This window comes from Actinosynnema sp. CS-041913 (assembly GCF_050942485.1).
Lineage (GTDB): Bacteria > Actinomycetota > Actinomycetes > Mycobacteriales > Pseudonocardiaceae > Actinosynnema.
The window spans coordinates 7254435-7267909 of record NZ_CP192037.1; the positions used below are offsets into that span (position 1 = coordinate 7254435).

At 71.8% G+C, this 13475-nt stretch carries 12 protein-coding genes; 3 read left to right on the top strand and 9 right to left on the bottom strand.

All coding sequences use genetic code 11. From position 1 onward, the window contains the following. Positions 1–308 precede the first annotated feature (308 nt). Positions 309–3161: a BTAD domain-containing putative transcriptional regulator gene (locus ACQPZF_RS32465; RefSeq protein WP_433263526.1), complete on the bottom strand. Its 2853-nt coding sequence runs from the start codon at positions 3159–3161 to the stop codon at positions 309–311. A 414-nt stretch (positions 3162–3575) separates the two neighbouring features. Next, positions 3576–4232 carry a DedA family protein gene (locus ACQPZF_RS32470; protein WP_433263528.1) on the bottom strand — a complete coding sequence of 219 codons (657 nt, stop codon included), beginning with the start codon at positions 4230–4232 and terminating at the stop codon, positions 3576–3578. Positions 4233–4285: 53 nt separating this feature from the next. On the opposite strand from ACQPZF_RS32470, the gene ACQPZF_RS32475 reads away from it, so the two are divergent. Then, the gene (locus ACQPZF_RS32475) at positions 4286–4435 is read left to right on the top strand and encodes a hypothetical protein (protein ID WP_433263530.1); all 150 of its coding nucleotides are present in this window, start codon (positions 4286–4288) and stop codon (positions 4433–4435) included. A 345-nt stretch (positions 4436–4780) separates the two neighbouring features. Here ACQPZF_RS32475 and ACQPZF_RS32480 read toward each other — a convergent pair whose 3' ends face one another. Beyond that, entirely contained in the window at positions 4781–4972 is a 192-nt protein-coding gene (locus ACQPZF_RS32480; protein ID WP_433263532.1) for a DUF397 domain-containing protein, read from the bottom strand. Between the two features lie 7 nt (positions 4973–4979). Beyond that, complete coding sequence (locus tag ACQPZF_RS32485; protein ID WP_433263534.1) at positions 4980–5840, bottom strand: helix-turn-helix domain-containing protein; 861 nt, start codon at positions 5838–5840, stop codon at positions 4980–4982. A gap of 101 nt (positions 5841–5941) precedes the next feature. On the opposite strand from ACQPZF_RS32485, the gene ACQPZF_RS32490 reads away from it, so the two are divergent. Continuing rightward, positions 5942–6343, top strand: a complete 402-nt coding sequence (locus tag ACQPZF_RS32490) for a hypothetical protein (RefSeq protein ID WP_433263536.1) — start codon at positions 5942–5944, stop codon at positions 6341–6343. Between the two features lie 264 nt (positions 6344–6607). Here ACQPZF_RS32490 and ACQPZF_RS32495 read toward each other — a convergent pair whose 3' ends face one another. The 4 genes from ACQPZF_RS32495 to ACQPZF_RS32510 form a co-directional block, all read right to left on the bottom strand. Next, positions 6608–8824: a SulP family inorganic anion transporter gene (locus ACQPZF_RS32495; protein WP_433263538.1), complete on the bottom strand. Its 2217-nt coding sequence runs from the start codon at positions 8822–8824 to the stop codon at positions 6608–6610. Between the two features lie 310 nt (positions 8825–9134). Next, a complete protein-coding gene (locus ACQPZF_RS32500; RefSeq protein WP_433263539.1) occupies positions 9135–9749 on the bottom strand; it encodes a rhomboid-like protein in 615 nt (204 codons plus the stop codon). Positions 9750–9773: 24 nt separating this feature from the next. Beyond that, positions 9774–11213: an NADP-dependent phosphogluconate dehydrogenase gene (gndA, locus tag ACQPZF_RS32505; RefSeq protein WP_433263541.1), complete on the bottom strand. Its 1440-nt coding sequence runs from the start codon at positions 11211–11213 to the stop codon at positions 9774–9776. Between the two features lie 96 nt (positions 11214–11309). Beyond that, positions 11310–11894: an isochorismatase family protein gene (locus tag ACQPZF_RS32510; protein WP_433263543.1), complete on the bottom strand. Its 585-nt coding sequence runs from the start codon at positions 11892–11894 to the stop codon at positions 11310–11312. 84 nt (positions 11895–11978) lie between these two features. Between ACQPZF_RS32510 and ACQPZF_RS32515 the strand changes: the two genes are divergently transcribed. Continuing rightward, entirely contained in the window at positions 11979–12443 is a 465-nt protein-coding gene (locus ACQPZF_RS32515) for a MarR family winged helix-turn-helix transcriptional regulator (protein WP_433263545.1), read from the top strand. Here ACQPZF_RS32515 and ACQPZF_RS32520 read toward each other — a convergent pair. Continuing rightward, entirely contained in the window at positions 12440–13213 is a 774-nt protein-coding gene (locus tag ACQPZF_RS32520) for a hypothetical protein (protein ID WP_433263547.1), read from the bottom strand. The genes ACQPZF_RS32515 and ACQPZF_RS32520 overlap by 4 nt on opposite strands. Between the last annotated feature and the right edge of the window lie 262 nt (positions 13214–13475).

Consider the following 13475-nt stretch of genomic DNA (forward strand, 5'->3'; position numbering starts at 1 on the left):
TCTCACGCCACCATGACACCGCCAACCAGCGCAAACGAGCCACGACCGGACCAACCGCCAGGAGCGCCCACCGGCAGGCAGTCGATCACCACCAGCCAAAGCTGAAAAGATTTCGTTTTTTACGCAAAACGGCGGCAGAAGGGCAACCACGGACTCAAGGCCACCGGGAGCACGCAGGTCTGGACTCAAGTCGGAACAGCACGCAAATGGACCACACCACTCGGCTTTGACCAGACCACAGCGAGCGCAGCGAGGACCCCCTGCACCAAAAGCCGGCACCGACCCCCGCACAGCCCGAAGCCCGAAGCTCACCCCACCGAAGCAGACCGAACCCGAGCCAACCGAGCCCGAACCTGATCAGCCTCAGGAGCGTTCAACTCGGTGAACAACGCCAACGCCCGCTGCCAGTGGGCCAACGCCCCGGCCATCCCCTGCCGCTCGAACACACTGGCCAACCGATCATGGGCCAGCGCCTGGTGATAGGGACTCATCGCGGCCGAAGCCACCGACAACGCGGTCCGAGCGGAAGCCACCGCCTCCGACAACTCCCCGGACTCCAACAGGACAGCGGCCAGATCGGTGTGACAGGTGGATTCCCCGCACTGCTCACCGACCTCCTGATAAATCCGCACCGCAGCCCGCAACCAGGTCTTGGCGTCGTCATACCGGCGCATGGCGAGGTACAAGGGCCCGAGGTTGTGGTGCGCCGCGGCCTCCGCCCACCGAGACCCGGCAGCACGGCTGACCTCCAACGCCTCCCGGTAGAACGTCTCGGCCTCGTCCATCCGCCCCAACGTCTGCAACATGTCGCCCACCGTCGTCAAAGCCCGAGCCTGGGCGTTCACATCGCCGGACGACCGCGCGACCTCCAACGCCTCCCGCAGCCGCACCAACGCCTCGTCCCACCGCTGGAACTGCGCCAACGCCACGCCGAGGTTGAACAACGTCACGAAACGGGCCTTGGGATCGCCCAACGAGGTAGCCGCCCGCATCGCGGCTTCCGTGGTGCGCAGCCAAGTCGACCGGTCGGTGCGCAGCCAGAAGAACCGCGACAACGTGTAGGGCAACTGCCAGGCGTGCACGAGCCAAGCCCGTTCCACGCCCTCCCCGGCGAACTCGGCCGCCGCGATCAGGTTGCCCTGCTCGGCGTCCAGCCAGGCCGTCGCATCTCCGGCCCCGGTCAACCGCGGCACCTCCGAAGGCACCAGCTCCGGAGCGACCTGCACGCTCCCACGCCCCACCGGCAGCAGCCCGTCGGCGAGATCGGCGCAGTGCAGGTAGAAGTCCAGCATCCGGCTGGTCGCCTCGTGCCGCAGCTCCGGAGGCAGCTCGGCCGCCAACGTCCGGGTGTAGACCCGCACCAGGTCGTGCGCCCCGTACCGGCCGGGCTCCCCGACCGACAGCAGGTTCGCGGCCGTCAACGCGTCCAGCGCCCGCTGCGCCTCGGACACCCTGATCCGGGCCATCGCCGCGACCACGTACGCCGTCACGTCCGGCCCGGGGTGCAGGCCCAGCAACGCCAGCAACCGCGCGGGCAGCGGCGACAGCGCCCGCCGTGACGCGTCCAGCGCCGCGCGAACGGTCGAGTCCTCGTCCTCCAGGCCCAGCGCGGCCAACCGCCCGTGCTCGTCGTCCAGCTCGGCGACCAGTTCGGCGACCCGCAGCGCGGGCGACACGGCCAGCCGGGCCGCGGCGATCCGCAACGCCAGCGGCAGCCCGTCGCACAGCACCGCCAACCGCCGCAACGCGTCCAGCTCGGTCCCGTCGCGCCCGGCGACCCGGCCCAGCACCTCCACGGCCGCGTCGGTGTCGAGCATGTCCAGCTCCAGCAGCCGGGCGTCGGCGTGCGCCACCAGCCCGACCAGCCGCCGCCGCGAGGTCACCACCACGCACGACGGCGAGCCGGGCAGCAGCGGCATCAGCTCGGTCGACCCGCGGGCGTTGTCCAGCATCACCACCATCCGCCGGTCCGCGACCAGCGTCCGGAACAGCGCCGAGCGCTCCTCCACGGTCACCGGGATGTCCGCCGACGGCACGCCCAGCGTCCGCAGGAACCGGTTGAGCACCTCGCCCGCGCCCAACGGCTCCTGGTTCGGGTCGTACCCGTGCAGGTCGATGTAGAGCTGGCCGTCCGGGAACTCCTCCCGCACCCGGTGCGCCCAGTGCAGTGCCAACGCCGTCTTGCCGACCCCGGCGGGCCCCGTGACGACGAGCACCAGGCCGCCGGACGGGTAGGACCCCAGCAGCCCGTCCAACCGCTCCACCTCGGCGTCCCGGCCGATCAACGCGACCGGCGCACGCGGAAGCTGCGCGGGGATCGTCGGCAGCGCCTGCTCCGGCGTCGGCGCGGGGAGCGCGATGGGCCGGGTGGGCCGTTCGGGCTCGGGGTCCTCCCCCGACAGCACGGCCTGCTGGAGCCGGCGCAGCTCGGGGCCGGGCTCGACGCCCAGCTCCTCGATCAGCACCCGCCGGGCCTCGCGGTACGCGGCGAGCGCCTCGGCCTGCCGTCCCGCCTGGCACAGCGCGCGCATCAGCAGCCCGTGCCCGCGTTCCCGCAGCGGGTGCTCGGCGACCAGCGCGGTCAGCTCCTGGACCAGTTCCGTGCCGCGCCCGGTCAGCAGCAGCAGTTCGGCCCGCTCCTCCAGCACCGCGAGCCGGCGCTCGGCCAGCCGGCCGCGTTCCACCTCGGCGAACAGCCCGGCGACGCCGCCCAAGGGCTCGCCCCGCCACAGCGCCAGCACCTCGTCCAGGGTGCGCGCGGCGCCTTCGAGGTCGCCGGTGGCTCTCAGCCGCCCGGCCGCGACCACGCCGTGCTCGAACGCGTCCAGGTCCACCGCCGAGGGAGCCAGCCGCAGCAGGTAGCCGTCGCCGACGGAGGTCAGCAGCTCGGCGGGCGCGCGGCGGGCGCGGCTGGGCTCCAGCGCCCGCCGCAGCCCGGCCACGTAGGTCTGGACGAGGTTGACCGCGCTGCTGGGCGTGGCGTCACCCCAGACCGCCTCGATGATGTGGTCCCGGCTGACCGGGGTGTTGCGGCCGAGCAGCAGCACCGCGAGCACGGCACGCTGCTTGGCGGCGCCCAGGTCGACCTCCCGGTCGCCGCGCCGCACCCGGAGAAGGCCGAGCACCTCGAACCGCAAGGGCTCCACGCCGTCGTACTCCACCGACCGATCCTTCGCCGAAGGGCTCAAAGCTGACCCGACCTCACGACGCAGACTAGGAGATCACTCCAGTCCGGCTCCAGTCGCGCTGTAGCCGCATTCTTACGCTAAGCGTGTCCGACCAACCACACAGGGCGAACCCCGGTGGGGAAGGTTGGGCCAGACAGCGGAACATCCGCTGCTCTCCCAGAACGACGAGGGCAGGCCGGCGTGCAAGGGGCATCCAGCCCGCGGCGGCGGAACGCCGGCCCGCCCTCGTCCCCGTCTCCACGGGGAAGACCATCCGGTAGGGGATGGCTCTTCCCTCCTGCCCTCCCCCCAGTCGAAGGGGCCGCGTCCAGGACCCGAACCCCTGGACGCGGCCCCTTCGACTGCGTTCGACCGCGTGCGGGCTCCCGCCCGCCGCACGGACTTCGGTCAGCCGACCTCTTCCAACTCCTGCCGCTCGGCCGGCGCGGCGGCGGCGGCGGCCTTCCGGCGACGGCGCAGGAACACCACCAGGCCGACGACGATCGCGACACCCATCAGGGCCCACATCGCGCCGTTGAACACCGACTCGATGTACTTCGCCGAAGCCCCCGCCGCCGAGCCGATGCCGATGTGCAACGCGGACCAGCTCACCGCGCCCGCGATCGAGGCCGGCAGGAAGCGCCGGTACTCCAGCTTCGACGCACCGGCCGACGCGGGCACCAGGGTCCGCACCACCGGCATGAAGCGGGCGAAGAACACCGCCCAGGCGCCCCGCCGGCGCAGCAGCGCACCGGCCTTGTCCCAGTGCTCCTGGCCGAGCTTTCGGACCACCTTGCTCTCGCGCATCCGGTCGCCGTACCGGCGGCCCAGGAAGTACCCGATGCTGTCACCCGCCACCGCGCACACCGACACGACGAGCCACATGACGAGGAACCTCGGCACGCTGGTCACCGTCGTCGCCGCGAGCAGCAGCGCGCTCTCGCCGGGCGCGATGAACCCCACGCCCAGCGTGCACTCGGCCAGTGTCAGCGCGCCCGTCACCGCCAGCACGGCGGGCTGCGGCAAGCCGGCCAGCCCTTCCAGCGCGTCGGTCAGGAAGGCCATGTCTTCTCCCCCGGATAACGATCAGAGCCGCGCCGTGCAGGGGCGGCCACCCAGTGCGGGATCGTGCCATCACGGCCGGCGCGCCCGCCGCGCAGGTTAAGGCCGCCGAGGTGCCACCAGCCGAGCAGCGCGCCAACGGCCGGTCGGCGGCGGGCAACGCGCGGATGAACTCGCCGAGCACGATGACCGGCAACGCCCGGTAACACCGTTCCCGACGCACGCAAGGCCCGAACCACCGACACCACCCCCTCCAGCGAGAAGTTCACCGGAACAGGGACAGTCGCGCATCGGACCGGGGTCTGGTGCCAGATCAGACCTTGGTCGTACGGACTCATGGGCAGAAGTCAGGGACTCTCGGGCAGAAGTCAGGGGCGGACCCCGATGGACCCGCCCCTGACTTCCCGGCTATCCGGAACCGGCGTCCGGCACGAGCACCCACGCCAATCCGACGCGCCCCCGCCCGGCACCAGCACCCGCGCCCATCCGACCCGGCGTCCGGCACGAGCCTGGCGATCGGCACGAGCGCCCTCAGCGGCGCGGCGCCGGGCTCAGCGTTCGTCGTAAGCGCCTCTCTTCGCGACACCCAGGAATCGCGACCACTGCGGGGAACCGAAGCTCAACGCGCCACCGGTCCGGTTCTTCGAATCCCGCACGGCCGCACCGCGGCCGGCCACCGCGATTTCCACGCACTCCGGCCCGGAGGCGGACGAACGCCTGCTCTTGCGCCACTCCTGCTGCATGGGTCTGTTACTCCCGGTTCGCGAGAAGTTCGCGCGAGACCTCCTCGATCAACGCCGCCGAATCGGCTGTGCCCAAAGACGCTGCGGCCAGTCGCGCGAACATGTCGGAATACCTGACGACGTCGGACGGCTGTTCCAAATAGATGTCACTTCGCGTGCTTTCGATGTATACCACGTCGGGATCCGACCTTTCCGGGAAAGCCAGGATCACGAACGGCCCGTCCATCGCAGCGTGACCGCCCGCAACGAATGGGATGATCTGAAGAGTGACATTGTCGAGCTTTCCGACTTCGTTCAGTCGCCGTAGCTGGCGGCCCATCACGTCGGGCCCGCCGACCAGCCGCCGCAGCGCGGCTTCGTCGATCACCACGTGCAGGCTGAGCGGGACCTCCTCGCGCAGCAGCGCCTGCCGGGCCTTGCGCAGCGCGACCCGCCGGGCCACCTCGCCCGGCGCCGCGTCCGGCAGCACGTGGGCGATCAGCGCCCTGGTGTAGTCCTCGTGCTGGAGCAGACCGGGGATCATCAGCCCCTGGTAGGTGCGCACGGACTCGGCGTCGGCCTCGAACCCGATGTACCGGCCGGGCACGATGTCGCCGAACTCGTCCCACCACGCCTTGCGCCGGGCCTCGCGGGCGAGCTGGACCAGCTCGTCCAGCGTGTCGCGGTCCGCGCCGTACGCGGAGAGCATGTCCCGGACGTCGCGGGGCGTGACCCCGACCCGGCCGGTCTCGATGCGGCTGATCTTGGACGCCGAGCACTCCAGCCGCTCGCCGACCTCCTCGATGGTGAGCGCGGCTTCCTCGCGCAGCCTGCGCAGCTCGCTGACCAGCCGCCGCTTGCGCAGTGTCGGGCTGCTGCCACGTGTCATCGGCACACCTCCTCGTGATCCGGTGAGCAGAGTCTGTTGGGCGGGTGCAACCGGAGCAAAGGGCCGTCATCCATTCGTGTACTGCAACTTGCAGTCGGCCGGTGGACAGTCGCAGGCTGCTGGAGCACAACTCCGGGGCCCGCACCCCGGACACGACGCCGCAAGGCCGGGAAGGAGCGCTGGAGATGTCCGTCACGGTCTTCAGCCAGCTCGACAAGTCGCTGCACGAGCACTTGGACGCGGTGGTGCGGTTGGCGACCACCGGTGACGACGAAACGGCGACCGAACTGGCCCGTTCCGAACTGCCCCTGGTGGTGGCGGCGCTGAGAGCGCTGCTGGACGAGCACACGCCCGACGAGCACGGCCGCTGCCAGACCTGCCGGACCAAGCGGTTCAGCCGCAAGCTGCCCGCGCCGTGCCGCGCCTACCTGGGCGTGCAGCTCGCGATGACGATGGCCGCCGAGTCGTCCGGCCGGCGCAAGCACGTGCGGAGCGTGGTGTAGCCGGCCCCAAGGACGAGCGGGACGACCCCGCTCCCACGGCGGGCGACGCGCCTCCCCCCGATGATCGAGCCCCTCCGCGCCGCCCGACCGCTCCCGTGGCGGAACCGACCTCGAACCCCCGACCGGGGCCGGTTCCGCCACGGACCTCTTACGGACGACCCAGGGCCGTTCCGCCGTCGCAGACATCTCACGGACGACCGGAGCCGTTCCGCCACGGACCTCCCCACCGACGCCGGCCGGATCGGCGGCCCCGGAAGCGAACCGCTAGGCCCGCACGGGCTCCAGCCCGTCCCGCTCCGGGTCGACCAGGTAGACCCGGGCCTCGGAGATGTCGAAGTACATCCCCACCAGCCGCAGCGACCCCGCCGCCACGGCTTCCCGCACGCTCGGGTAGGTCATCAGGTTGTCCAACTGCTGCGCCACGTTCGCCACCGCCAGCCGCTCCACCACGGGCAGCTCCACCACCGGCAGCTCCGCACCCGGCGCGTGGAACCGGATCAGGCTCGACTCCGCCGCCCGCAGCCACGACCGCAGCTTCGACTTCGGCCGCGCCGACCCGGTGACCAGCGCCTTCATCGCCCCGCAGTCCGAGTGCCCGCACACCGCGATGGTCTCCACGGCCAGCACCTCCACCGCGTACTCGACCGCCGCGCCCACCGAGTCGTCACCGTCGACCGGCACCAGGTTGCCGATGTTGCGCACGCAGAACAGGTCGCCCGGCCCGCTGGTGGTGATCAGGTTCGGCACCACCCGCGAGTCCGCGCAGGTGATGAAGAGCTGCCGGGGACGCTGCCCCCGCAGCGCCAGCTCCGCCAGGAACGGCCGGACCAGCGGCGCGGCCGAGCGCTCGAACTCGTGCATCCCGCGGATCATCGGGTCGGCGTCCTCGCGCGGCCGGGGCAGTGTCACGGCCCGGCGGCGCTGCCAGTGCGACCACGGCGCGAACCACCGGGGCAGCGGCGACAGCGGGGTCTTGCCGAGCGCCGGAATGCCGCGCGTGGCCTTGGAGAACCAGGTGTCGTGCACCTCGTCGACCTCCACGTGCCCGCCCAGCCGGACGTAGCCCGCGCGCCAGTCGTCGATCGCCTCGAACGCGCCGTGGTCCAGGAAGTCGATGTGCAGCTCCAGCACCACCAGCCTGCCCAGCGGGATCGTCCGCAGGTCCCGCACCAGCCGCCCCACGCCGAGGAACACCAGCGAGCCGCGGATCACCACCCGCCAGCCGTCCGGCTCCTCCTCGATCCGCACGGTGCTGCGCGTCAGCCGGCACAGCGACCGCACCGCCGCCGCGGCGACACCGAGCAGCACGCCCTCCACCAGGCCCAGCACGACCACGCCCGCGGCCGTCACGGCGTAGGCGGTGAACTCGCCGTGCCGCCACAGGGTCCGCATCCGCCGCACGCTCACCAGCCGCGCGCCCACCACGAGCAGCACCCCGGCCAGCGCGGCCAGCGGCACCAGCTCCAGCAGTGAGCCCAGGGCCAGCACGAACACCGCGATCCACACCCCGTGCAGCACGGCGGAGGCCCGCGTCCGCGCCCCGGCGGCCACGTTCGTCGACCCGCGCGCGATGCCGCCGCTGACCGGCAGCCCGCCGAGCGACCCGGCGACCGTGTTCGCCACGCCCTGCGCCACCAGCTCGCGGTCCAGGTCGGCGCGCGGCCCGTCGTGCAGCTTGTCCACGGCCACCGCCGACAGCAGCGACTCGACGGCCGTCACCACGGCCACGGTCAGCACGGCGAACGCGATCCCGGCCACCGTCCCGGACGGCATCCGGGGCAGCGTGAACTGGCTCAGCGCCTCGGCGGGCAGGTCGACGCGCGCCACGGCCAGCCCGCTGCCCGCCACCGTCGCGGCCAGCACCGCCACCAGCGGCGCGGGGACGTAGGACGAGCGCGGCACCCGCGGCCACAGCAGCAGCACCGCGACGGCGACGCCGCCGACCAGCAGCGCGGCGAAGTCCACCGGTCCGGCCAGCCGCCCGAGGCTCGCGACCACCGACGCGCCGGCCTGACCGCCCAGCACCACCGCGATCTGGCCGGCGACGATGGTCACGCCGATGCCCGCCAGCAGGCCGTGCACCACGGCGGGCGACAGCGACAGCGCGGCCCGGCCGACCCCGGTCAGGCCGGCCGCGACCTGCACCAGGCCGGCCCCGGCGGTGATCATCGCGGTGGCCGCCCAGCCGTACTCGGCGATCAGCCCGCCGACGATCAGCACCATGCCCGCCGCCGGTCCGCTGACCTGGAGCGGAGCCCCGCCCAGCGCGCCCGCCACGACGCCGCCGACGACTGCGGAGAGCAACCCGGCCAGCAGCGGCGCGCCGGTGGCGGCGGCGAAGCCCAGGGACAGCGGCACGGCGATCAGGAACACCACGATCGACGCGGGCAGGTCGTAGCGCAGCGCCGACACCAGGCCGCCCGGAGGACCGGCCGTGGTGTGCTCGCCGGCGTGGGACTTGTTGGGGCGTGGGCGGTTCATCGGTTTCCCTTCCGTCGGCATGGGTTCAGCGCCCCACGCCGGTCGGCTGGGGCGCCGGAGAGCGGTGGTTCAACGCGGCGATAAGGGCAGCGGGAGGCGCGGCCTGAAGGCGTCGAGTCTCGGCTCGGCCTCGGCGCGGTGGTCCGGGGTCGCCACGGTGGCACCTCCGTGTCGGCACAGGGGACGTGTCGGCACAGCCCGCGTCGCACAGCTCGCGTCCCCACCATGATGGCGACGACGTGGCGTGCCGGACAGCGGTTCCACCCGGTCGTGTTGATCTTTACCGAGAACGTCACCCCAGGTGACGGGGCTAGCGGCCGACCGCCGCGTAGACCCGGTGAACGGCCAGCGCGCCGCAACCCGATCCGATGAACACGGCGGCTACCTGGCCGACCGCGCCGAACTCGGGGAAGGCGCCGAACCACTCGGCGGTGAACAGCGGGCAGGCGACCAGCAGCGCCAGCCACGGCCCGCGCAGCACCACGGGCATCAGCGCGGTGACCGCGCCGGCGGCGGTGAACGCGACGTACCCGGCCCCGACGTCCGTGACGTCGGTGAGGTCCATCGGGTACACGCCCTGGGCGATCACCACGGCGGTCACGAGGGTCGCGCCGACGTGCCCGACCAGCGCGACCGCGCCCGCCCGCCACGGGCCGACCTCGCGCTCGAAGGCGCCCAGGCACACCGCGACGCCGAGCAGCAGGAGGCCGGTGAGCACCACGCCGTCGGCCGGGTCCAGCACCAGCGCGCTGCCCAGCAGCGCGTTCACCGGGTGGTCGGCGAGGTTGCCCGCGTTGGTGCTCAGCGAGGCTCTCACCTGCACCGGCATCCCGTCCGCCAGGACGAACCGGACCAGCAGGGCAAGGCCCGTCACGGCGAGCAGGTAGCCCGCCGTGACGGGGTTGCGCCGGAAGCGATCACGCACCCGGCCATGATCGAGCCGGCCGGGTCAGGCGTCCACCTGAGACCGGTCACCTGACCAGAGAGTGTGAAAACTGCCGCCCCGATCGGTGCGCCGGTAGGTGTGCGCGCCGAAGAAGTCCCGCAGGCCCTGCACCAGCGACGCGGGCAGCCGCTCGGAGCGCAGCCCGTCGTAGTAGGACAGCGCGGACACGAAGCCGGGCGCGGGCACCCCCGCCGACACCGCCTTGACCACGACCCGCCGCCACGCCTCTTCCGCGTTCGCCACGGCGTCCCGGAAGTAGTCGTCCACCAGCAGCGACGCCAGCTCCGGCTGCTTGTCGTAGGCCTCGCGGATGCGGTCCAGGAACCGGGCCCGGATGATGCAGCCACCGCGCCAGATGGTCGCCATCGCGCCCAGGTCCAGGTCCCAGCCGTACTCGGCGCTCGCGGCGCGCATCTGGTCGAAGCCCTGCGCGTAGGCGACGACCTTCGACGCGTAGAGCGCCAGCCGAACGTCCTCGACCAGGTCCGCGTCCGGCTTCGCTGTCACGTCGGACGGCCCGAACGCGTCCCGCACGGCCGTGCGCTGGTCGACCCGGCCGGACAGCGACCGGGCGAAGACCGCCTCCGCGATGCCGGTCACCGGGACGCCCAGTTCCAGCGCCTCCTGCACGGTCCAGCGGCCGGTGCCCTTCTGCTCGGCCTCGTCGGCGATCACGTCGACCAGCGCCGCGCCGGTCTCCGCGTCGGTGTGGCCGAGCACCTCGGCGGTGATCTCCACCAGGTACGACTCCAGGTCGCCGGTGTTCCAGGTGCGGAACACGTCGGCGATCTGCGCGGGCGTCCGGCCGCCGACGCGGCGCAGCAGGTCGTACGCCTCGGCGATGAGCTGCATGTCGGCGTACTCGATGCCGTTGTGCACCATCTTGACGAAGTGCCCCGCGCCGTCCGGGCCGACGTGCACGCAGCACGGGACGCCGTCCACCTGCGCCGCGATGGACTCCAGGACCGGGCCGAGGTGCCGGTAGGACTCCGCGGAGCCGCCGGGCATGATCGACGGGCCGTTGAGCGCGCCCTCCTCGCCGCCGGAGATGCCCGCGCCGACGAAGTGCAGGCCCGCTTCGCGGAGCGCGGCCTCACGGCGGCGGGTGTCGGCGTAGTGGGCGTTGCCGCCGTCGATCACCATGTCGCCGGGCGCGAGCAGCGGGACCAGCTCGTCGATCACGGCGTCGGTGGGCGCGCCGGCCTTGACCATGATGATGATCTGGCGCGGCGTCTGGAGGCTCGCGACGAGTTCTTCGAGCGTGTCGGCGGGCACGAAGTCGCCCTCGTGGCCGTGCTCCTCGATCAGCGACTTGGTGCGGGCGGAGCTGCGGTTGTGGACGGCGACGCGGAAGCCGTGCCGGGCGAGGTTGCGCGCCAGGTTGCTGCCCATGACGGCGAGCCCGGTGACGGCGATCCGCGCGGATGCCTCGGAGGTGGTCATCTCCACAGCCTGCCCAAACCGGCGTCCGCGCGCACGTGTGAGCGGCCCCTCATTCGCGGTTGTCGTCAAGTGGGCGGGTCGTCGGGTCGCCGGTGGTCAGACGGGGATGAGTTCGCCGACAACGGGGATGAGGGCCTGCCCGGCCGGGGACGACCAGTCCCGCGCCAGTCCGGTGAGGACCATGTTCGTCGAGGTGATCACGGCGCCGGCTCGTTCCATTTGGCGCAGGGCGATGTCGTCGGCGATCTTGCTGGTCGAACCGCCGGCGTCGGCGACGACGTAGGCGGTGTAGCCCTTCTCGACCGCGGTGAGGGTGGGGTAGACGGTGCACACGTCGTTGGTCACACCGGCGATGACCAGCGTGCGTCGGCCGGTCGCGGTGACCGCGTCGGCGAAGTCGGGGTCGTCCATGGCGTTGACGACGCCGCTGCGCCTGACCCGCCCGGCGAACTCCTCCGGCGCGATCCGCGCGAACTCCTCGGCGAGCGGGCCCTGTGCGTTGTCCTCCAGGGACGAGGTGAGGACCAACGGCATGTCGAGGGCTTTGGCCGCCTTGGCGAGGGCGAGGGCGTTGGCCTTCATCACCTCGCGGTCGGTCGACCCGACCCAGCTCATGGTGCCGACCTGGTGGTCGATCAGCAGCACGGCGGTGTCGGCGGGTAAGAGCATCTGCAGTGGCATGTAAGGCAACATATCAGGTGCCTTACATTATGGGGAAGGTTGTACCTTGCCGATCTGAACGAAGGACTGGGGAGCGTCGCGGACATGGTCAGGGATTACGGGCAGCGGCTGCCCTACATGATGCGGATGGTCAGCAACGCGCTGTCCCAGGACCTGGAGCGCGCACTGCGCCCGTTCTCGCTCAACCACGCGCAGTTCGCCGCCTTGGCCCAACTCGGCCTGGAGCACCCGGACGGGCTGTCCGGGGCCGAACTCGGGCACCGGGCCGGCGTCACCGCGCAGTCCATGTCCACCGCGATCGCGTCCCTGCTCGACCGGGGGCTGGTGGTCCGCACCCCGCACCCCACGCACGGCCGAATCCTGGAAGTCCGGATCACCGCCGAGGGCCGGCGACTGGTCGAGCGCGCCCAGGAGGCGGCCAAGTCCGTCGAAGACCGCGCCGTGGCCGGGCTGACCCCGGCGCAGCAGGACGAGTTGCGCGCCCTGCTGCGCCACATGACGCGCATCCTCGGCCTCTACGTGCCCGAGGTCCGGTCGACCACGGCTTAGCTTCCCGACTGGAGCAGGGTGTTGCGCAAGGCCGTCGAGATGTCGCAGTCGTCGCCGTGGTCGAGGGCCGCGTAGATCTGCCCTTGGACGGCCTCGGCCAGCAACGCGCAGCCGTCCTCGCCGGGCACCGGCGACTCGTCCCCCGTCCCCGCGATGTGCTGCGCGAACCCGGAGGTGAGCGCGGAGAGCGTCGCGCTGAGCTTCTTCGGGGTCATGCCGGGCCGGAACCGCACCCCGAGCTGGCGCAGGCCTTCCTCGTACACCGGCACCCAGCGATCGGTGTACGCGTCGAGGAGTTCGCGGTACGCCTTCGTCGCGACGGCTTTCCACTTGGCGTCCATCGTCAGGGACAACTGGAAGAGCCAGTACTTCGCCAATCGGGTGCGCATTCTCAGGTCGTGCGCCGAAATCTTGCCGATGAGCGCCGTGAGGTCCATTTCACCGCTGCGCACCCTGGCCAGCTCGGCCAACGCCCGACGCGGCCCGTAATCGAGGAAAAGGCCCCAGCGGGGCGCCGTGCAGGTGTATTTGATGACGCACATGAAGAAGTTGGCCGTGCCACCCAGTCCGGGCCACCGGTCCTTGAAGCCCCCATCGCCCACGCGCAGGCCCTCGCGGTCGTGCGCCGGCAGTTCACCCGCCACCCGGACCGCGCGTTTCACCACGATCTCCCGGGTGAGCCTGGCCCCGGCCAGCTCGTCGCGACTGAGCGGGCTGCGGCCGGAGAGCTGGTCGTCTATCTCCCTCAGCGCGCCTTCCAGGAAGAGCATCGTGGTGACGTAGGTCGATCGTCTGGGGTTGCGGGGATCGGCGAGACTGGGCCTGGAAATGTATCCGCGAAAGATTTCCGGCCAATCGACTTCGTCATTGAAGTTCATGAGCGCCTCTCGTGGCTCCACGGTCGACTGCCATCTCAGCACAGGGCCGGTTCACGTGCAACGTCCTGGCCGGGATGACGCCGCCATCCTGATACGGATGATGCGGCCGGCCGGCCTTTCGACGTTAATGGTGGTGAGCCGAATTCGACCGGGA